This window comes from Propionivibrio sp. (assembly GCF_029255185.1).
Taxonomy (GTDB): domain Bacteria; phylum Pseudomonadota; class Gammaproteobacteria; order Burkholderiales; family Rhodocyclaceae; genus Propionivibrio.
Window position 1 is genome coordinate 15,283 of record NZ_JAPUVO010000060.1, and the last position, 20,155, is coordinate 35,437.

General features: G+C 58.6%; 14 protein-coding genes and 1 pseudogene. 10 read left to right on the forward strand and 5 right to left on the reverse strand.

The features are described 5' to 3' along the window. Nucleotides 1–31 precede the first annotated feature (31 nt). The 8 genes from Q1J43_RS02325 to glmS all read left to right on the forward strand — a co-directional run bounded on the left by Q1J43_RS02325 (nucleotide 32) and on the right by glmS (nucleotide 13,462). Nucleotides 32–1,414, forward strand: coding sequence for a DUF1425 domain-containing protein (locus Q1J43_RS02325; RefSeq protein ID WP_301100713.1), 1,383 nt, complete (start codon nucleotides 32–34; stop codon nucleotides 1,412–1,414). A 76-nt stretch (nucleotides 1,415–1,490) separates the two neighbouring features. Continuing rightward, nucleotides 1,491–2,108 carry a penicillin-binding protein activator LpoB gene (gene lpoB, locus Q1J43_RS02330; RefSeq protein WP_301100714.1) on the forward strand — a complete coding sequence of 206 codons (618 nt, stop codon included), beginning with the start codon at nucleotides 1,491–1,493 and terminating at the stop codon, nucleotides 2,106–2,108. Nucleotides 2,109–2,130: 22 nt separating this feature from the next. Then, entirely contained in the window at nucleotides 2,131–2,967 is an 837-nt protein-coding gene (locus tag Q1J43_RS02335) for a hypothetical protein (protein ID WP_301100715.1), read from the forward strand. Between the two features lie 307 nt (nucleotides 2,968–3,274). Then, nucleotides 3,275–7,951, forward strand: coding sequence for a glutamate synthase large subunit (gene gltB / locus Q1J43_RS02340; RefSeq protein WP_301100717.1), 4,677 nt, complete (start codon nucleotides 3,275–3,277; stop codon nucleotides 7,949–7,951). Beyond that, nucleotides 7,952–9,418, forward strand: coding sequence for a glutamate synthase subunit beta (locus Q1J43_RS02345; RefSeq protein ID WP_301100718.1), 1,467 nt, complete (start codon nucleotides 7,952–7,954; stop codon nucleotides 9,416–9,418). Between the two features lie 76 nt (nucleotides 9,419–9,494). After that, entirely contained in the window at nucleotides 9,495–10,238 is a 744-nt protein-coding gene (locus Q1J43_RS02350) for a YEATS-associated helix-containing protein (RefSeq protein WP_301100719.1), read from the forward strand. Between the two features lie 29 nt (nucleotides 10,239–10,267). Continuing rightward, a complete protein-coding gene (gene glmU / locus Q1J43_RS02355) occupies nucleotides 10,268–11,629 on the forward strand; it encodes a bifunctional UDP-N-acetylglucosamine diphosphorylase/glucosamine-1-phosphate N-acetyltransferase GlmU (protein WP_301100720.1) in 1,362 nt (453 codons plus the stop codon). 3 nt (nucleotides 11,630–11,632) lie between these two features. Next, nucleotides 11,633–13,462 carry a glutamine--fructose-6-phosphate transaminase (isomerizing) gene (gene glmS, locus Q1J43_RS02360; protein WP_301100721.1) on the forward strand — a complete coding sequence of 610 codons (1,830 nt, stop codon included), beginning with the start codon at nucleotides 11,633–11,635 and terminating at the stop codon, nucleotides 13,460–13,462. A gap of 19 nt (nucleotides 13,463–13,481) precedes the next feature. Here the strand turns inward: glmS and rfbD are convergent, their stop codons facing one another. Then, nucleotides 13,482–14,399 carry a dTDP-4-dehydrorhamnose reductase gene (gene rfbD, locus Q1J43_RS02365; RefSeq protein ID WP_301100722.1) on the reverse strand — a complete coding sequence of 306 codons (918 nt, stop codon included), beginning with the start codon at nucleotides 14,397–14,399 and terminating at the stop codon, nucleotides 13,482–13,484. Continuing rightward, the gene (gene rfbB / locus Q1J43_RS02370; RefSeq protein WP_301100723.1) at nucleotides 14,396–15,463 is read right to left on the reverse strand and encodes a dTDP-glucose 4,6-dehydratase; all 1,068 of its coding nucleotides are present in this window, start codon (nucleotides 15,461–15,463) and stop codon (nucleotides 14,396–14,398) included. Before rfbB ends, rfbD begins: the two co-directional genes overlap by 4 nt. Before the next feature lie 57 nt (nucleotides 15,464–15,520). Between rfbB and waaC the strand changes: the two genes are divergently transcribed. Both waaC and waaA read left to right on the forward strand, forming a co-directional pair. Further along, nucleotides 15,521–16,474 carry a lipopolysaccharide heptosyltransferase I gene (gene waaC, locus Q1J43_RS02375; protein WP_301100724.1) on the forward strand — a complete coding sequence of 318 codons (954 nt, stop codon included), beginning with the start codon at nucleotides 15,521–15,523 and terminating at the stop codon, nucleotides 16,472–16,474. Then, nucleotides 16,474–17,748 (forward strand): lipid IV(A) 3-deoxy-D-manno-octulosonic acid transferase, encoded by a 1,275-nt coding sequence (gene waaA, locus Q1J43_RS02380; RefSeq protein WP_366141822.1) that lies wholly within the window; start codon nucleotides 16,474–16,476, stop codon nucleotides 17,746–17,748. Before waaC ends, waaA begins: the two co-directional genes overlap by 1 nt. Here waaA and Q1J43_RS02385 read toward each other — a convergent pair. From Q1J43_RS02385 to Q1J43_RS02395, 3 genes and pseudogenes are all read right to left on the reverse strand, one after another. Further along, nucleotides 17,723–19,060, reverse strand: a complete 1,338-nt coding sequence (locus tag Q1J43_RS02385; RefSeq protein ID WP_301100726.1) for a TolC family outer membrane protein — start codon at nucleotides 19,058–19,060, stop codon at nucleotides 17,723–17,725. The two genes, waaA and Q1J43_RS02385, sit on opposite strands and share 26 nt — an antisense overlap. Before the next feature lie 22 nt (nucleotides 19,061–19,082). Next, entirely contained in the window at nucleotides 19,083–19,742 is a 660-nt protein-coding gene (locus tag Q1J43_RS02390; protein ID WP_301100728.1) for a protein-L-isoaspartate O-methyltransferase, read from the reverse strand. A 159-nt stretch (nucleotides 19,743–19,901) separates the two neighbouring features. Beyond that, nucleotides 19,902–20,155, reverse strand: a pseudogene (locus Q1J43_RS02395) (hemolysin secretion protein D); the annotation flags it as partial.

Below are 20,155 nucleotides of genomic sequence, written 5' to 3' on the forward strand. Positions count from 1 at the left end.
CCCCAGGTCAGCCATGTTTCGGAGAACTAGAATGAAACCTTATCTGCTCCTCTGCTTCTATCTGTTGGCCTGCACCGGCCAACTGCATGCTGCGCCCGAACACCGTGTCGCCCTGGTGATCGGAAACAATGATTACCAAAACATCGTCAAGCTGGAAAAAGCAGTCAATGATGCCAATGCCGTTGCCGCCGAACTGCGCAAGGTCGGCTTTGAGGTTCAATCCCTCAACAACGTCGGCCAGAAAAAAATGAATCAGGCCATCAACGACTTTGTGCAGCGGGTCTCCGGTGGTGGCGTCGGGGTCTTCTTCTTTGCCGGCCACGGCTTGCAGATCAACAACCAGAATTTCCTCGTTCCGGTCGACATGGATACGCCACGTGATTCGGCTGACGTTGCCGATCAGGCGATCAGCGTCCCCATCCTGCAGGACAAACTGGCTGATGCCAAAGCCAGGTACACCCTGCTGGTGCTCGATGCCTGTCGCAACAACCCCTTGCCTAAAAAAGCCGGGCGTTCGATCGGATCGACGCGCGGCCTGGCAATGACTAATTCACCCAGCGGACAAACCGTGCTGTTCTCGGCGGGCGCCAATCAGGAGGCGCTCGATAGCCTCGGCAGCAACGACAAAAGCCCGAATGGCCTGTTCACTCGCGAGTTCCTGCCGATGATCTCGCAACCCGGGGTCAGCAGTACCGAGGCGCTCAAGAAAACGCGCTCGATGGTAATTCAAAAAGCCAAATCGGTCGGCCACGAACAACAGCCGGCAATCTACGACCAGACTGACGGCGATTTTTACTTTGTTCCCGGCCCGGCACCAGCGCAGACCATGGCAGCAGCGCCTCCCGGGGCAGCCGGCGGCACGACAATGGTGGTGCAGGCGGTTGATCCAAAAGCTGTCGAACTGTCCTTCTGGGACAGCATCAAGGACAGCAAGCAGGCCGAAGACTATCAGGATTATCTGAGCAAGTACCCGAACGGTCAGTTCGCACCGCTGGCCACGCGCCGGATTGCCGCCATGAGCCAGACCGTGAGCCGGAGCAGCGATGCAGTACCCACGTTGGCCATGGCTTCGTCACCGCCACCAACCGCCGCCAGCAGTGGCCCATCGATGGCCAGCAAACTCGAAGAACAGGGCAAGATGAACAACTTGAAGGTTTCTGATTTACGGGCAACGAAGCGCGATAACCTGCTGCGCATTCAAGCCGAAATCACCAACATCAGCTCAGGCAACCAGCAGCTTTATTACCGCTTCAAGTGGCTCGATCGCGATGGTTTCACGGTCTGGGAAGATGAGCCGTGGAAACCGATGATTGTCTACGGCAATCAAAAACAAGTCATCAACGTGGTTTCGCCGACCTTCAAGGCGACAGATTTCCGGCTCCAACTACAGAGTCCGGACAACACGGCCAATTAAGGCCATTGCAGAAAACGATGCCGGCGACATTTTATTACTGGCGAACTTAGAACGACACACTCAAGGAGGAAACAAAATGGGCTCAATACTCGCTTCCAATCATCATACCCACCTGCTGGCCGGCGTTCTTTTACTTGCTTTGGCGGGTTGCCAGACCACCTCACCAACCACCGGGACCAGCGGTGTAAGTTATGGCGATGCCAAAGCGGTTGAAACGGTCAACACCGATCTTGGTTCGACCGATATCCAAATGATTTCAGAAAAAATGACCCAGGGCCTGATCCAGACCCCAGAAATACAGGCACTGATCAAGAAGAAACAACTGGTGATGGCCTCCCCGGTGCAGAACAAGACCAGCGAATACTTTGACACCAAGCTCATTACCGATACGGTCCTGACGCAACTGCAAAAGAACGGTGTCCGTTATGCCATTGAAGCCGATAACATGCAGAATCAGACTGACGAACTGCGTCGCCAAACCCAGTCCGGTCTCTATGACAAAACCAAGCAGGTCAAGGTCGGCAAGATGCAGGGCGCCAAATACCGTCTGGATGGCAGCATTTCTTCGATCGTCAAAAAGACCGCTGACCTGAAGGACGTCTATTACAAGATGAATTTCCGCCTGATCGACATCGAGACCGGTGTTGTCGAATGGTCCGACGAGAAGGAAATTCGCAAGTCGGCCCGACGCTGATTCGCCTTCTGGAGAACTTTAGATGAATGTCAAATGGTTCACCCGAGTCGGTTTTAGCGCCCTGTTCGCAATAGCCAGTCTTGCGGCCTTGGCCGCCCCCGCCAAGGTGGCCGTGACTGACCTGGCTTATGAAGAACGGGTCAGCGAATATTTCCGCGTCGTCTCCGCTTCTGAAAAATCGTCGCTGCGCGCCTCCGGGCGCGAAAGCGAGCGTGAGTCGGATTTGTCGTATTCGCGACGCAGCAGCGGTTCGCTGAACGCCAAGTCGGAAAGCAACTATTACTCCGCCGAAGGCACGTACAGCTACATCGATCGCGGCGAGATGCGCAAATTCACGGCCGACATCAAGGGCAGCATACTCAAATCCGGCCGTTTTCAATTGGTTCAGGGCAAACCCTTTACGGATGCCAAGAACAACGAGAAGCTTTACGACATCATCGGCCGCATCAAGAAAGGCATGTACCCCGGTGCTGATTTCGTCCTGTTTGGCGCCATCAACAGCATCGAATTCCGTCAGGAAGCCAACCCCATTGACCACACCAACACGGTGTCGCACACCCTGAGTCTTGAACTGGTTGGTGAATTCAGCCTGATCAGCACCAAGAATTTTACGGTCAAATCGTCGTTCAGCGCCATGGGCGCGGGGCAGGATGTCAAATTACTGACCAGCCAGGGAGGTCGGATCGTGCTCAACCGGGGCAAGGTGGTCTCCGAAGTTTCCAAGAGCCTGGGCGAAGACGTTGCCAAACAACTCGAAGAGCAGTTAAGCGGGGTTTACGCCGGCGCAGAAGATGGCGCAGACAAGACCTACCGGCCACGCGAGGAATCACCCCGAGAAGAAGTCATCATCTTCAAATAGTGATATGGGATAATAAAACCCTCACCCCTTCGCCTTCGGACGGATAGCTACTTGTCGTCGTTCCCTCTTTCCGAATAAGCGTTGCGTGTGAAGACTTCGTGCTGTGCAACAGAAAGCAATTCTTCACTTGCAGTGTCCAACAACTTCGCTCAACGGGAAGGCAGGCGGCGTGGCGCTGCCGCACTCTTTTGGTGCGGGCAAATGGTTTGTATGACAGGAGTTTCACGCTATACTCATCGGCTGCCCATTGAATGCATAAGCTAGCTGTTGGCTGGCTTTTCTGTTGTTTTGTGAGGATTTGAGCGTGATGGATTCGGCTGTGCCTGAACGGCAAGGGTTATATGACCCGGTCAATGAACACGATGGCTGCGGCGTCGGTTTTGTAACCCATATCAAGGGCAAGAAAAGTCACTCGATCATTGAGCAGGGACTGTTAATCCTGAAAAATCTGGATCACCGGGGCGCTGTCGGCGCCGATCCTCTGATGGGTGACGGTGCAGGCATTCTGATCCAGATTCCGGACGACTTTTTCCGTGCTGTGATGGCCGAGCAGGGAGTGCTGCTGCCGCGTGCCGGCGACTATGGTGTCGGCATGGTTTTTCTGCCGAAGGAATCGGCTTCGCGCCTGGCTTGTCAGGAGGAAATTGAACGCGCGGTGCGTTCCGAAGGGCAGGTTGTTCTTGGCTGGCGGGATGTGCCAATCAATCACACCATGCCTATGTCGCCGGCAGTTCGTGAACGTGAGCCGATCATTCGCCAAATTTTTATTGGCCGTGGCGCCGACGTGATGGTGACTGATGCGCTTGAGCGCAAACTGTATGTCATTCGCCGCCGCGCGGCCAACGCCATCCGGGCGCTGGGGCTTGAGCATAGCAAGGAATTCTATCAGCCGTCGATGTCAGCGCGAACGATTGTCTATAAAGGACTGCTGCTCGCTGATCAGGTCGGCGAATACTATGTTGATCTCAAGGACCCACGTTGCGTTTCGGCGCTGGCGCTGGTGCACCAACGGTTTTCGACCAATACCTTCCCGACCTGGCCGCTTGCCCACCCATTCCGCATGATTGCGCACAACGGCGAGATCAATACGCTGCGCGGCAACTACAACTGGATGCGCGCACGCGAAAAGGGAACCTCCTCACCGTTGCTTGGCGCTGATCTGGACAAGATATGGCCTCTGATTTATCCCAATCAATCCGACACAGCCTCGTTCGACAACGCGCTCGAATTGCTGGTGATGGGCGGTTACTCGCTGGCGCACGCCATGATGATGCTGATTCCCGAAGCCTGGGAGTCGCACACCTTGATGGACGAGAAACGCCGCGCTTTTTACGAATATCATGCGGCGATGATGGAGCCATGGGACGGCCCGGCCGCCGTGGCCTTTACCGACGGTCGCCAGATTGGTGCGACGCTTGATCGTAATGGTCTGCGTCCGGCGCGTTATCTGGTGACCAACGACGATCTTGTCGTGATGTCATCGGAATCCGGTGTATTGCCGATTCCCGACGAGAATATCGTCAAGAAGTGGCGTTTGCAGCCGGGCAAGATGTTCCTGATCGACCTCGACCAAGGACGCATCATTGACGATCTCGAACTGAAAGAAACGCTATCGCGGCAAAAACCCTATCAGGACTGGGTGGCACGCATCAACATCAAGCTCGATGGCCTGGAAGTCCCGGCCAATGCCGCAGCTCCGGAGTGTTCTGCATCCTTGCTTGATCGTCAGCAGGCGTTCGGCTTTACTCAGGAAGACATCAAGTTCATTCTTGAGCCGATGTCCAAGACTGGCGAAGAAGCGACCGGCTCGATGGGGAATGATTCTCCTCTGGCGGTGCTGTCGAATAAAAACAAATCCCTGTTCAACTACTTCCGTCAACTGTTTGCGCAGGTCACCAACCCACCGATCGACCCGATTCGCGAACAACTTGTCATGTCGCTGGTGTCTTTTATTGGCCCCAAACCGAATCTGCTCGGCATTAATGAAATCAACCCGCCCTACCGCCTGGAGGTTTCACAGCCGGTGCTAAGCTATGCCGACATGGCCAAGCTGCGCAATATTGCGGCCTACACGGATGACAAATTCCATTCTGCCGAACTCGATATCTGCTACCCGCTGGCCTGGGGCAAAGAGGGTGTTGAAGCGCGCTTGGCTTCGCTGTGTGCTGAAGCGGAAGATGCCGTGCAGCGCGGTTGCGGTTTGCTGATTGTCTCTGACCGCAAGCTAGACCGGGACCATGTTGCCATTCCGGCACTACTGGCGACCTCGGCAGTGCATCAGCATCTGGTGACCCATGGCTTGCGCACCCGGGCCGGTCTCGTTGTCGAAACCGGTTCAGCGCGCGAAACCCATCATTTTGCCGTACTGGCCGGTTACGGAGCCGAAGCAGTACATCCCTACCTCGCGCTCGAAACCTTGCAGCAAATGGTGGGAAGCGATGAGAAGGAGCGCGAAAAAGCCGTCAAGCACTTCGTCAAGGGCGTTGGCAAGGGACTGCTCAAGGTCATGTCAAAGATGGGCATTTCGACCTACATGTCCTATACCGGTGCGCAAATCTTTGAGGCCATCGGTCTGCAAAAGAAACTGGTAGATAAGTACTTTACCGGCACCTCGACACAGGTTGAGGGGATTGGTATTTTCGAAGTGATGGAAGAATCCATTCGTCAGCATCGGCAGGCGTTTAGCGACGACCCGGTACTTTCCAGCATGCTCGACGCCGGTGGCGAATATGCTTTCAGAATTCGCGGCGAAGAGCACATGTGGACGCCGGACGCCATTGCCAAACTTCAGCATTCGACGCGCTCCGGCAAGTATGACACTTACAAAGAATACGCCAAGCTCATTAACGATCAGACGCAGCGGCACATGACCTTGCGCGGGATGTTCGAGATCAAATCGTCCGGCCCGTCAGTGCCGCTTAACGAGGTTGAACCAGCCAAGGAAATCGTCAAGCGTTTTGCTACCGGCGCCATGTCGCTCGGCTCGATCTCGACCGAGGCGCACAGCACGCTGGCGATTGCCATGAACCGGATCGGCGGCAAGTCCAATACCGGTGAAGGTGGCGAAGATCCAGCTCGCTTCAAGCCGGTCAAGGCCGGTCAGATGGTTTCCGAAATCATCGGCAGGGGTCGCATTGAGCGCGATTTGCAACTCAAGGAAGGCGATAGTCTGCGTTCGGCGATTAAGCAGGTGGCTTCGGGTCGATTTGGCGTGACCGGCGAATACCTGGTCAACGCCGATCAGATCCAGATCAAGATGGCGCAAGGCGCCAAGCCGGGTGAAGGTGGGCAATTGCCTGGGCACAAGGTGTCCGAGTACATCGGCTATCTGCGCCACTCAGTGCCCGGCGTCGGCCTGATTTCGCCGCCGCCGCATCACGACATTTATTCGATTGAAGATCTGGCGCAACTGATTCATGACTTGAAAAACGCTAATTCCGAGGCCTCAATCAGCGTCAAACTGGTATCCGAGGTGGGTGTCGGTACAGTCGCTGCGGGAGTGACCAAGGCCAAGGCGGATCATTTAGTGATTGCCGGTCACGACGGCGGAACCGGCGCCAGCCCGCTATCGTCGATCAAACACGCCGGATCGCCATGGGAACTGGGTCTGGCCGAGACACAGCAGACCCTGGTGCTCAACCGCCTGCGTGGTCGTGTTCGTGTACAGGCCGATGGTCAGATGAAGACCGGGCGCGATGTGCTGATCGCGGCTTTGCTTGGCGCCGACGAAGTCGGTTTTGCCACGGCGCCGCTGGTCGTCCAGGGCTGCATCATGATGCGCAAGTGCCACCTCAACACCTGTCCGGTGGGCGTGGCGACGCAAGACCCGATTCTGCGCCGCAAGTTCTCGGGTCAGCCCGAACATGTGGTCAACTTCTTCTTCTTCGTTGCTGAAGAACTGCGCGAACTAATGGCGCAGATCGGCATTCGCAAGTTTGACGACCTGATCGGGCGCGCCGACCTGCTTGACGTGCGCAAGGGTGTCGAGCACTGGAAGGCGCAAGGCCTGGACTACAGTCGCATCTTTTATCGCCCCGCAAGACGCACTGGCGAGCCCGTGTTTCACTGCGAAGTGCAGGATCACGGTCTGCTCAAAGCACTCGACAACCAACTCATCGAATTGGCCAAACCGGCGCTCGAAGAGGCCAAGCCGGTCAAAATCGAACTGCCGGTCCGCAATGCCAATCGCACCATCGGCGCCATGCTTTCCAGCCGGGTTGCCGCGAAATATGGCTATGCTGGTTTGCCTGACGGCACTATTCACATCACGTTCAAGGGAACAGCCGGACAGAGTTTTGGCGCACTGCTAGCGCGTGGCGTGACTGTAGATCTTGTCGGCGAAGGCAATGATTACGTGGGCAAGAGTTTGTCGGGCGGGCGTATCATCGTTCGTCCCAACCCGGCGTTTACTGGCAAGACCCCGCACAACATCATCGTCGGCAATACCGTTCTTTACGGTGCCATCGAGGGTGAGGCCTTTTTTGCCGGGGTGGCTGGCGAACGCTTCGCGGTTCGCAATTCGGGCGCTACCACCGTTGTCGAGGGGGTGGGCGATCACGGTTGCGAATACATGACGGGCGGTACCGTTGTCGTGCTCGGGATGACGGGCCGCAATTTCGCTGCTGGCATGTCGGGCGGCGTGGCCTACGTGCTCGACGAGGATGGCAGCTTCGAGTCGCGCTGCAATATGGCGCAGGTGGCCCTGGAACCGGTTGAGGAAGAAATCGCCGCGCGCAAGGGCAGCGACTCCGGCGATGAACTCGAAAGTCATGGCCGAGTGGATGTCCGTCACCTCGGCATGGCCGATGAACTGCTGCTCAAGGGCTTGATCGAGAAACACGCACAGCACACGGGCAGTTTGCAGGCACTCGGGATCCTTGATGACTGGGCAAGCTACCGCGCCCGCTTCGTCAAGGTGATGCCGCATGAATATCGTCGGGCGCTGACAGAAATGGCCGTACAAAAGCAATTGGAGGCAGCATAAATGGGAAAGCCGACCGGCTTCATGGAGTATCAGCGCCTGTCGGAGGCCTATGTGCCTGTCGCCGGCCGACTGAAAAATTTCCACGAGTTTGTGGCGACGCTCAGTGATGAACAGGCGAGTGTGCAGGGCGCGCGCTGCATGGATTGCGGCATACCTTTCTGCAACAATGGTTGTCCGGTAAATAACATCATCCCGGACTGGAATGACCTCGTTTACCGTGGCAACTGGGAGCAGGCGCTCGAGGTGTTGCACTCGACCAACAACTTCCCGGATTTCACCGGGCGTATTTGTCCGGCGCCCTGCGAAGCCGCATGCACGCTTAACATTAACAATGACCCGGTGGGGATCAAGTCGATCGAGCACGCGATTGTCGATAAAGGCTGGGCAATGGGCTGGATCGTTCCGCAGCCGCCAAAAACCAGGACGGGAAAGAAGATTGCCATTGTTGGTTCTGGACCCGCCGGCCTGGCGGCCGCCCAGCAACTGGCACGTGTCGGGCACGCCGTGACGGTGTTCGAGAAAAACGATCGCCCCGGTGGATTGCTAACTTACGGCATTCCTGACTTCAAGCTGGACAAATCCCTGATCGCGCGTCGCGTCAAACAGATGGAAGCCGAGGGCGTTACCTTTCGTACCCAGGTGATGGTTGGATGCAAGGAGTTGCCAGAGGGCGTAATCAGCGATGCAACGCAATTCATTGCGGCCGATCAGCTCAAACAGGATTTTGATGCGGTGATTCTTGCGGCCGGTTCGGAAGTGCCGCGCGATTTGCCGGTTCCGGGGCGTGAATTACAGGGCACCTATGCCGCACTTGAGTTCCTCATTCCGCAAAACAAGGAAGTTGGTGGTGGCAAGGTCAATCCGATCAACGCCCGGGGCAAGCATGTTGTTGTCATCGGTGGTGGTGATACGGGTTCTGACTGCGTGGGAACCAGTTATCGCCAGGGCGCGGCTTCGGTAACCCAGTTCGAACTGATGCCACAGCCGCCCGAGGAAGAAGACAAGGCGCTGACCTGGCCTTACTGGCCGCTCAAAATGCGAACGTCATCGTCACATCAGGAAGGCGACACGCAGCGCAAGTTCGCTATCGCGACCAAGGAATTCATCGGTGAAAACGGTGTTCTCAAATCGCTTAAAACGGTTGCGCTGGAGTGGAAAGACGGCAAGATGAGCGAACTTGCTGGCAGCGAACAAACCGTTGCCGCCGATCTCGTTTTGCTGGCCATGGGTTTTGTCAATCCGGTCAGCGGACTACTCGATGCCTTTGCTGTTGAAAAAGATGTGCGCGGCAATGCCAAGGCGACAACCGACGGCGCAGGCTGTTACGCAACGAATGCAGCCAAGGTCTTCGTTGCGGGCGATACGCGCCGCGGGCAATCGCTGGTAGTCTGGGCGATCCGTGAGGGTCGGCAGTGCGCCAGAGAGGTTGACGCCTTCCTGATGGGATCAAGCACGTTACCGCGCTGAGTGTGGTGGTGTAGTTTTCTTCAGCTTCGGACAAGGCTATGGCATAGTAGCGTCTGCTCAAATCGGGGAATGGACAATGAATCCGGAATTGCAGAAATCCTTGCAGGTTACCGCGCTGCCCAGCACGCTGGATAGCTACATGCTGATGATCCTGCTGATCATGGTCGCTGCCGGGATTCTCGGCGGGGTTGCCAACTATTTTCTGAGCGAACGGCAAAACGAAGTCGGACGTCGCGAGTGGGGGAAATACCCGATTCTTGGGGTCATTGCCGCACTGACCGTGCCGCTCTTCCTGAATATGATTTCGAGTAATTTGCTGGAAGCGGCGCGTACCCGCCCGGTTGATTTTTTCGTCTTCGCCGGGTTCTGTCTGATCTATGTGGTGGCTTCGCGCCGCGTCTTTGAAAACGTAGCCAACAAATTGCTCAATCAAATGGATCAAATGAAGCGTGACATGGTCCAGATCAAGCAGCAACGGCAGGAGACGACACCACCGCCCGCACCACGCGAAGAGGCCTTGCCGCCACCACCTGACACCCTAACGGCACTCAAGCCTGAGGTGGTCAGGGAGTCGCTGTCCTACAACGATATCGAGATCCTTCGCGCATTGGCCGAGGAAAACTACGTTTACGGCAATCTTGTCGGACTCACCGACAAGACTGGATTGGCGCGTGATTTGGTCAGCACCCGTCTGACCGTCCTCAAGAACCTGGGCATCATCGAGACGCGTATCAACGACAAGAATGTTCTGCACTGGTATGTTTCGCCCAGGGGGAAACAGATGCTGGGCGACATTCTCTCCGGACAGGAAGACCGCTAGTCCGTCTGCCCGCTGCACTGGACACCCGAATGAATATTGTCATCCTCGCCGCGGGGCAGGGCAAGCGCATGCATTCCAATTTGCCCAAGGTCCTGCATCCGCTGGCCGGCAAGGCGCTGGTGCTGCACGTCATTGATACCGCCCGCAGCCTGTGTCCGCAAACCCTCTGTCTGGTCTATGGCCATGGCGGCGACGCCGTGCGCAGCACGCTGGACGCACCCGATCTGGCCTGGGCCTTGCAGGAGCCGCAACTGGGCACGGGACACGCCGTGCAACAGGCCTTGCCGCATCTGCAAGGCGAAGGAACGACCCTCATCCTTTACGGCGACGTGCCGCTGATTCAGGCTGAAACACTGAAAAGACTGGTGCACGCCGCTCGGGACGCGCTGACCATTCTCACCGTAAACTTGTCTGATCCGGACGGCTACGGCCGTATCGTGCGCGACAACGCAGGGCGCGTTATACGCATTGTCGAACAAAAAGATTCGACGCCCGAAGAGCGGAGCATTGGTGAAATCAATACCGGAATCATGGCCATGCCCAGTGTGTTGCTTGGCGAGTGGCTTGGCCGTTTGTCGGACCATAACGCGCAGAAAGAGTATTACCTGACGGACATCGTCAGCATGGCCGTTGCTGCGGGCCTGCCGGTGCGCACGGTGCACCCGGAAAACGAATGGGAAGTGCTTGGCGTTAACAGCAAGGTACAGCTCGCCGAACTTGAGCGCATTGCGCAGCGCCGCACCGCTGAACAGCTAATGGAACAGGGCGTGCGTCTGGCTGATCCAGCACGCTTTGATGTGCGCGGCGAATTGTTGTGCGGGCGCGACGTGTTCATCGACGTCAACTGCGTTTTCGAAGGCCGCGTCGAACTCGACGAGGCAGTTGAAGTCGGACCCAACTGCGTGCTGAAGAATGCACGCATAGGCGCCGGAACGCGTCTGGCCGCTTTTACCCATATCGAGGACGCGGTGATCGGGCCGGACAGCAGGATTGGCCCGTTTGCCCGTTTGCGTCCCGGCACCGAACTGGCCGAGGACGTGCACATCGGCAACTTCGTCGAAATCAAGAAAAGTCGGATCGCGGCACACTCAAAGGTCAATCATCTGGCCTATATCGGCGATGCGATCATCGGTAGACGGGTGAATGTCGGGGCCGGAACGATTACCTGTAACTATGACGGTGTCAACAAGTTCCAGACGATTATCGAGGACGACGCCTTCATCGGGTCCGATACGCAACTTGTCGCGCCCGTTACCGTCGGTCGTGGCGCGACCCTCGGGGCCGGCACCACGCTGACCAGGAATGCGCCGGCGGACACACTGACCGTGTCGCGCGCCAAGCAGGTCGCGATTGCCGGCTGGACGCGACCAAAAGTAAAAAACAGGGAGTGAAGCGTGTGTGGCATCGTTGCAGCGGTTGCTGACCGCAATATTGTTTCCGTTCTTCTTGAAGGCTTGCGTAAGCTCGAATATCGCGGCTATGACTCGGCCGGGCTGGCACTGATCAATGCTTCTGGCTTGCAGCGTCTGCGCGCCGTCGGTCGGGTGGCCGAACTTGCCGCACAGGTCAACGCAAGCGGCGCTGCCGGCCATACCGGAATTGCCCATACACGCTGGGCCACGCACGGCGTTCCCAGCGAACGCAATGCACATCCGCATATCTCGCACGGGCTGGCCGTGGTGCACAACGGTATTATCGAGAACCATGAGCCCCTGCGTGTCCGGCTGAAGGCCGCAGGCTATGCGTTCACGTCGGAGACCGACACCGAGGTAGTGGCCCATCTGATCGACTGCGAACTGAAAACGAATCCGGATTTATTTGCCGCAACGCGTGCCGCCATTGCCCAGTTGCAGGGGGCCTATGCCCTTGCCGTACTCAGCGAGGCCGACCCGCAGCGCATCGTCGTCGCCCGTGAAGGCTCACCCTTGTTGCTCGGCCTGGCAGATGACGGCAACTATGCCGCTTCCGATGCGTCCGCCCTGTTGCAGGTCACTCGGCGCATCGTTTATCTGGAAAACGGAGACTGTGCTGAACTGATGCGTGGCAGCTATCGAATCACGCGCGTTGACGGCACGCCGGTCGAACGGGTGGAGAGCGAATCGCAGTTGTCCGCTGATGCCGTCGAGCTTGGCAAGTATCGTCACTTCATGCAGAAGGAGATCTTCGAGCAGCCGGTCGCGCTCTCCAATACGCTTGAAATGCTTGGCGCAGCGCGCAGCATTCAGCCCGGACTGTTTGGCGCCGATAGCGAAGTCGTGCTCAAGGAGGTCAGCCAGGTGCTGATCATCGCCTGCGGCACCAGCTACTACGCCGGCCTGGTCGCCCGTTACTGGCTCGAAGCGATTGCCGGGATTGCCTGCAACGTTGAAGTGGCGAGCGAATACCGTTATCGCCAATCCGTTCCCGATCCGCAGACCCTGGTGGTCACCCTTTCCCAATCGGGCGAAACGGCCGATACACTGGCCGCGCTGCATCACGCCAAGTCTTTGGGCATGGCCCATACGCTGTGCATCTGCAATGTTCCCGAGTCCTCGCTGGTGCGGGAAAATGCACTGCGTTTCATTACCCGTGCCGGCCCCGAGATTGGCGTTGCCTCGACCAAGGCGTTTACCACGCAACTGGCTGCGCTTTACTTGCTAACCCTGACGCTTGCCAAGCTGCATGGCCGTCTCCCGGAGCAGCTTGAGTTTGACGAGTTGCAAGCCTTGCGTCACTTGCCGATTGCGGTATCCAAGGTGCTAGAGCTCGAGTCGCAGATCCGCGCCTGGGCCGCACACTTTGCCATGAAGCAAAATGCGCTTTTTCTCGGGCGTGGCCTGCACTACCCGATTGCCCTTGAAGGCGCACTCAAGCTCAAGGAGATCAGCTACATCCATGCCGAGGCCTATCCGGCGGGCGAACTGAAACACGGGCCGCTGGCCCTGGTCGATAAGGACATGCCGGTCATTGCCGTAGCTCCGAATGACGTGCTGCTTGAAAAGCTCAAGTCCAATTTGCAGGAAGTTCGCGCGCGCGGCGGCGAGCTTTATGTGTTTGCCGATGCCGGCAGCGGAATGCACGCCGCCGACGGTGTGCACGTCATCCATCTGCCCGAGCATTACGGCCAGCTTTCCCCGCTGCTACACGTCGTTCCCCTGCAACTGCTGGCCTATCACATCGCACTGGTACGCGGGACCGATGTCGATAAACCGCGCAATCTGGCAAAATCAGTGACCGTGGAATGAACTTCCAGGAACTGCCTGCCTACGCTTTTCCACTGTCCAGCACCTCAGCCAAAACCCTTGCAACGCCTGGCTTCCAGTCCGGAAGTTGCAGACCGAAGGCAGCCTGCAACTTGAGCGTGTCAAGTCTGGAGTTAAGAGGGCGCTGCGCTGTTGTCGGGTAGGCGCTGGATGGAACCGCTTCGATCGCCTCGGGCCTGACGCGAATCGGTTGCCCCGCCTTGCGGGCGTGTTCGCGGGCATGTTCGATCACATAGCGCGCATAGCCATGCCAGCTCGTTTCGCCGCTGGCGGCCAGATGGTAGGTGCCGGCGAGTTCCGGGCGCTCCTGCACGGTGCGCAAGGCATGAGCAGTGACATCAGCCAATAGTTCGGCGCCGGTCGGCGCACCGATCTGATCGTCAATGACCTTCAACTGCTCACGCTCCTGCGCCAGACGTAGCATGGTCTTTATGAAGTTCGCACCGCGCGCGGCATAGACCCAACTGGTGCGCAAGACCAGATGCCGTTCGCACCGCGCGACGGCCTGCTCACCCTCCAGCTTGGTCCTGCCGTAAACACTGAGTGGCCCGGTCGGGTCGCTCTCCCGCCACGGCGCGCTTCCGCTCCCGTCGAACACGTAGTCGGTCGAAAAATGCACCAGCCAGGCGCCGAGTTCCTGCGCTTCATCGGCCAATACGCCTGGGGCCAGGGCATTAATCCGACGCACCAGGTCGGGCTCGGACTCGGCCCGGTCGACGGCTGTATAGGCGGCGGCATTGACAATGATGTCCGGTTTCGTCCGGCGCACCGTCGCGGCCAGACCGGCCCGGTTGGTGAAGTCGCCGCACAGTCCGTCGGCGCTGTCGTGATCGAGGGCAATCACCTCACCGAGTGGCGCCAAGCTGCGCTGTAGCTCCCAGCCGACCTGTCCGCCTTTGCCAAACAGAACGATCTTCATGCGCTCCGCCCTCCATAGTTTTTATCAACCCACTCCCGGTAAGCGCCCGTTTGTACGTTGCTGATCCAGTTCTGATGATCAAGATACCAGTCCACCGTCTTGCGCATGCCGCTGGCAAAGGTTTCAGCCGGTCGCCATCCAAGCTCGCGTTCGATTTTGCTGGCGTCAATGGCGTAGCGGCGATCATGCCCGGGGCGGTCAGTGACGTAGGTGATCTGCTGACGATAGGGCTGACCATCGGCGCGTGGACGCAACTGATCGAGCAGGTCGCAAACCGCGTGGACGATGTCGAGATTGGGCTTCTCGTTGCTTCCCCCGATGTTATAGGTCTCGCCCAGACGACCGGCAGCGAGGACGCAGCGGATGGCGGCGCAATGGTCGGCGACGTACAGCCAGTCGCGCACCTGCTGACCGTCGCCGTAGATCGGCAGCGGCTTGCCGGCCAGGGCATTGACGATGATCAGGGGAATTAACTTCTCGGGGAACTGGTAAGGGCCGTAGTTGTTCGAGCAGTTGGTGGTCAGTACCGGCAGGCCGTAGGTGTGATGGTAGGCGCGCACCAGATGATCGGACGCCGCCTTGGACGCCGAGTACGGGCTGTTCGGCTCGTAGCGGTTAGATTCACTGAAGGCCGGATCGGTGGCGGTCAGTGACCCGTAAACCTCGTCGGTCGACACGTGCAGGAAGCGGAATGCCGCCTTTTCCATATCGCTCATCGTGGCGAAATAGGCACGAACGCTTTCAAGCAGCTTGAAGGTACCGACGATATTGGTCTGGATGAACTCGCCGGGACCATGAATTGAGCGATCGACATGGCTCTCGGCGGCAAAGTTGATCACCGCACGCGGCCGATGCCTCAGGAGAAGCTTATCGACCAGCGCCTGGTCGCCAAAATCGCCCTGGACAAAGGCATAGCGCGGATCGCCGCTTAGCTCGGCGAGGTTTTCGAGGTTGCCGGCATAGGTCAGCTTGTCGAGGTTAAGTACCGTCTCGTCGCCCTCGTGCAAGCAGTCGAGAATGAAGTTGGTTCCAATAAAACCTGCACCGCCAGTTACCAGAATCAAGGCTTGTCCTTTCGATCTCTTATAATGCCGCTTTGCAAAACATCATTTTACCCGCCGATGCGTATTCTGTTGGTCAAAACCTCGTCGCTTGGCGATGTCGTTCACAATCTGCCGGTGGTCAGCGATCTTCGTCGCTCGTTTCCCGAGGCCCAGATTGACTGGTGTGTCGAAGAGGCTTTTGCCGACATTCCGCGCCTGCACCCGGAGGTCGGTGAAGTCATTCCGGTCGCCTTCCGGCGCTGGCGCAAGTCACTTGGGCAGCGGGTCACCTGGCGCGAAATCGGTCAATTCAGAAGGCAAATCGGGCGCAACTCCTACGATGTCATCCTCGACACCCAGGGTTTGATCAAGAGCGCGCTGATTGCCAGCCAGGCCAGGGGCCGGCGTTTTGGCTACGCGGCTGAAGTTGCGCGCGAACCTTTGGCCGCCCGTTTCTACGACGAAACCTTCCTCATCCCGCCCAATGCTCACGCAGTTGAACGCAACCGCTGGCTGGCCGCTGCCGCCTTCAACACCGCGCTCGACCTGCCGCTTGACTACGGCATTAAGACGCCCGCCGTCGACCTGCCATGGTTATCTGGCAAGCGCTACGCCGTGCTGCTGACGGCGACCAGCCGTGACCACAAGCTGTGGGCTGAAGCGAACTGGATTATCGTCGCGCAGGCTCTGGCCGAGCGTGGGCTGACACCGGTATTCCCAGCCGGCAGCGCTCCCGAGCGTGAGCGTGCCGAACGCATCGTCGCTGCCGCTGCCGGCGCCATCGTGGCGCCACCGCTGACGCTGCGCGAACTGGCCGGACTGCTCGGCAACGCAGCGCTGGCGATTGGCGTCGATACTGGCCTCGCGCACCTGGCCACGGCGCTGCGCGTGCCGACCATTGCCTTGTTCACGGCGAGCGATCCGGCGCTGACCGGTGTTTACGGCAGCGGCTTTTGCCGCAATCTCGGCGCGCCGGGTCGAACGCCAAGCGCGGCCGAAGTCCTGACGGTCACCGAACAGGAGCTTCGTTGATGCCGCGTCTTTTGTATTCGATCCTGTTTTATCTTGCGCAGCCCTTGCTCTGGCTGCGCTTGTTATGGCGTTCGCGCAAACAGCCAGAGTATTTGCAGCACCTCGGCGAACGTTACGGCGTCTACCCGCAGCCGGCCCGCGGCCCGCTGTTCTGGCTGCACGTCGTCTCGGTCGGCGAAACGCGCGCCGCCGAACCGCTGATCAAAGCACTACTCGACGCCTATCCGGACCACGCCCTGCTATTGACGCATATGACGCCGACCGGCCGCGCTACCGGCGGCGAACTGATCGCAAAATACGGTACGCGGTTGAGCCAGGTTTACCTGCCCTACGATTTGCCCGACGCCTGCGGCCGTTTCCTCGATCACTTCAAGCCGCGCCTTGGCCTGCTGATGGAAACCGAGTTGTGGCCCAACCTGATCGCCGCAGCAAAACAGCGCAGCCTGCCGCTGCTGCTGGTCAATGCTCGGCTTTCGCTGCGCTCGCAACGCGGCTACCAGCGCTTCTCGCCGCTCATTCGCCCGGCGCTCGCTGCGCTGCGCGCAGTGGCGGCGCAGACGCCAGCCGATGCCGAACGCCTGCAGGCGATTGGCGCGCGGCGCGTCAGTGTGCTCGGCAACATCAAGTTCGACGTCACCCCATCGCCGGAGAAACTGCATCTGGGCGCACTGTGGCGGCAAGTGCTCGGCGGCCGGCCGGTGTGGCTGGCCGCCAGCACGCGCGAGGGGGAAGAAGTGCTGATTCTTGACGCCTTCGCCCGCTGCCAGCGGCCCGATCTGCTGCTGCTGCTCGTTCCGCGCCACCCGCAACGTTTCGCCGAAGTCGCAGCACTGATCGAAGAACGCCAGTTCGCGCTATGTCGGCGCAGCGCAGGGGCGCTGCCTTCGCTCGCGACTCAGGTTTGGCTCGGCGACAGCATGGGCGAAATGCCGGCCTACTTCGCCGTCGCCGACCTGGCATTGATTGGCGGAACCTTGCTGGATTTTGGCGGGCAAAATCTGATCGAAGCGGCTGCTTGCGGCTGCCCGGTGCTGGTTGGGCCGCACAGCTACAACTTTGCACAGGCCACCGCAGACGCCGTCGCCTGCGGCGCGGCGCTCAGAATTGCCGATGCCGATGACGCCGCCGGCACAGTGGACAGGCTGCTGGAGAATGGGGAAGCACTACAGGCGATGCGCCTCGCGGCAGCGAGTTTCAGTCAGGCGCATCGCGGCGCGACGGCCAGAACCCTGGCCTTGATCAACGAGGTTACCGCGCCTCGAACAAGGGATTGATCTGTTCCAGATCGGCTTCGCCAAGCGAACCGACCGCCGCCTTGAGCTTGAGCTGGGACAGCAGGGTATCGAAACGCGCCCGGGCCAAATCGCGCTTGGTCACATACACCTGCTGCTCGGCGTTGAGTACGTCGATGTTGATGCGCACGCCGACCTCGTAGCCCAGCTTGTTCGATTCAAGCGCGCTGGTACTCGAAATCAGCGCCGCGTCAAGCGCCTTGACCTGCGCCAGACCATTGACCACGCCAAGGAAGGATTGCTGCGTGTTAAGCGCGGCATTGCGCTTGGCGCTTTCCAGCGCCGCCTCGGCCGCCACACGATTGGCGACCGCCTCGCGGGTCTTGGAGTTGACGTAGCCGCCCTGGAAGATCGGGATGTTAAGTTGCAGGCCGACATTTTGTGCCGTTGTTTCCAGACTGTCGTTACCGGCAAAAGAAAGCGCCGAATTGTTCCGACCGTAGTTGGCCACCGCATCGAGGGTCGGATAGTGTCCGGCGCGCATGCGCTCGACCTCCTTGGCCGCCACCTCGCTCGCCGCCTGCTGGGCCTGAACGAGGAAGCTGTCCTGCTCGGCGGCATCGACCCAGCGCTCCATGCTGGCGGGCTGCGGCGGCTTGAGTTCAGCCTGCGGCTTGAGCTGATTGAGCTCGCCAGAATCCTTGCCGACGATCACGCGCAGCGTGTAGCGCTTCACGTCCAGATCATTGACCGCAGCGATTTCCTGTGCATTTGCCAGGTCGAAACGCGCCTGGGCTTCGTGTGAATCAGTGATGGTCGCTGTCCCTACCTCGAAATTTTTCTTCGCCTGTTCGAGTTGCTGGGAAATCGCCCCCTTGTTGGCGCGCACCGCATTGAGATTCTCTAGGGCATAGAGCACGTCGAAATACGCCTGCGCGACGCGGACAATCAAATCCTGCGCGGCTTGCGCAAAATTGGCCTCGGCCTGCACCACCTGCAATTTCCCCTGGCCGTACTGCACGTAATTCTGCCAGCGGAACAACGGCTGCGTCAGACTGACGTTATAGCCGTTGGTGTTGTAATTCTTGTTGGTACGCTGAATATCGTTAAGGTTATACCTGTTTTCGTTCCACACCGTATTGGCCGTTGCGCTGATGGTCGGCAACAAACCGGATACCCCTTGCGGCAGTTTTTCACGCAGCGCATCGGCCGTGGCGCGTGCGGCGGCGTACTGCTGGTCGTTGGCCAGCGCATCGCGATAAACCTGCATCAGATCGGCCGAAAACGCCGGCGCCGCGCAGAACAGCAGGCCAAACAGAAGAGGCAGGCGGCTTGCCGATGGCTTCAAACCCATGATGCGGACCTCACAGATAAAACTAAAAAACAAATTTCTTGCGTTGTTCGGCGTTGATCAACGGCGCAACAACGGTTTCAAACACAATACTGGTATTGAAGGCATCCTCGTCGGTGCGCGTCACCAACTGCACCTGCATAGCAGGCGCCTCACCGACAATGGCCACCAGCCGACCGCCGATCTTGAGCTGACGCAGCAGTGCCTCGGGCAGTATCGGTGTCGACCCGGAAAGAACAATTGCATCATAGGGCGCGCTGCATGCCCAGCCTTGTGCGGCGTCACCGGTTTCCACGCTGACATTGGCAATACCGGTTTGGCCGAGATTGCCTCTGGCCGTCTCGGCCAATGTCGGATCAATTTCAACGCTGTAAATGTACTCGGCTTTCGCTGCCAGTAGGGCAGCCATGTAGCCGCTACCGGTGCCCACTTCGAGCACCGTGTCCACATTCCGCAGGCTCAGCTCTTGCAGGATACGAGCTTCGATCTTGGGCGCCAGCATCGTCTGTCCGGGCTTGGCGCCGAGCGGAATTTCAAGATCGGCAAAAGCCAGGTCCCGATACGCCGCAGGAACAAAATCCTCGCGCTTAACAACCGACAGCAATTCCAGCACCGCCGGATCCAGCACATTCCAGGGACGGATCTGCTGTTCGATCATGTTGAAACGCGCCCGTTCAGTGTCCATCGCCGCTACCATGTCATTCCTCGTCAAAAGAGAGTTATGTTACTTAGCTTAACAGGGCATGATTATACAGTTTGCCACCCTCGGCGACGCTTGGCGCACTGATCACGCTTTATCTCTTCAAAGTCGACCTGAATCTTTAGCCTCTGCCGATGCGCCTAATTATCGCTCCCGCAAACTCTCATCCTTATACTGAAGCAAGGGACTCAGGAAATACTCGATCACCCGGCGCTGGGCAGTCTTGACTTCCACGGTGACCGCCATTCCCGGTGACAGATTAACGGTCTTGTTTTCCACCTGGATCGTCGACCTTTCCAGGCTCACCCGCGCCGGAAAAATCAGCCCCCGCTTTTCGTCATTCACCGCATCGTTCGAAACGTGGGTCACCTTGGCGTTGATGGTGCCGTACTTGGTGA

Bases quoted from the DNA above. Each gene is read 5' to 3' on its own strand.
- Q1J43_RS02335 (WP_301100715.1), top strand. From the start codon at position 2,131: ATGAATGTCAAATGGTTCACCCGAGTCGGTTTTAGCGCCCTGTTCGCA.
- Q1J43_RS02390 (WP_301100728.1), bottom strand. From the start codon at position 19,742: ATGGACACTGAACGGGCGCGTTTCAACATGATCGAACAGCAGATCCGT.
- Q1J43_RS02345 (WP_301100718.1), top strand. From the start codon at position 7,952: ATGGGAAAGCCGACCGGCTTCATGGAGTATCAGCGCCTGTCGGAGGCC.
- Q1J43_RS02350 (WP_301100719.1), top strand. From the start codon at position 9,495: ATGAATCCGGAATTGCAGAAATCCTTGCAGGTTACCGCGCTGCCCAGC.
- gltB (WP_301100717.1), top strand. From the start codon at position 3,275: ATGGATTCGGCTGTGCCTGAACGGCAAGGGTTATATGACCCGGTCAAT.
- waaA (WP_366141822.1), top strand. From the start codon at position 16,474: ATGCCGCGTCTTTTGTATTCGATCCTGTTTTATCTTGCGCAGCCCTTG.
- rfbD (WP_301100722.1), bottom strand. From the start codon at position 14,399: ATGAAGATCGTTCTGTTTGGCAAAGGCGGACAGGTCGGCTGGGAGCTA.
- Q1J43_RS02325 (WP_301100713.1), top strand. From the start codon at position 32: ATGAAACCTTATCTGCTCCTCTGCTTCTATCTGTTGGCCTGCACCGGC.
- Q1J43_RS02385 (WP_301100726.1), bottom strand. From the start codon at position 19,060: ATGGGTTTGAAGCCATCGGCAAGCCGCCTGCCTCTTCTGTTTGGCCTG.
- waaC (WP_301100724.1), top strand. From the start codon at position 15,521: ATGCGTATTCTGTTGGTCAAAACCTCGTCGCTTGGCGATGTCGTTCAC.
- lpoB (WP_301100714.1), top strand. From the start codon at position 1,491: ATGGGCTCAATACTCGCTTCCAATCATCATACCCACCTGCTGGCCGGC.
- glmU (WP_301100720.1), top strand. From the start codon at position 10,268: ATGAATATTGTCATCCTCGCCGCGGGGCAGGGCAAGCGCATGCATTCC.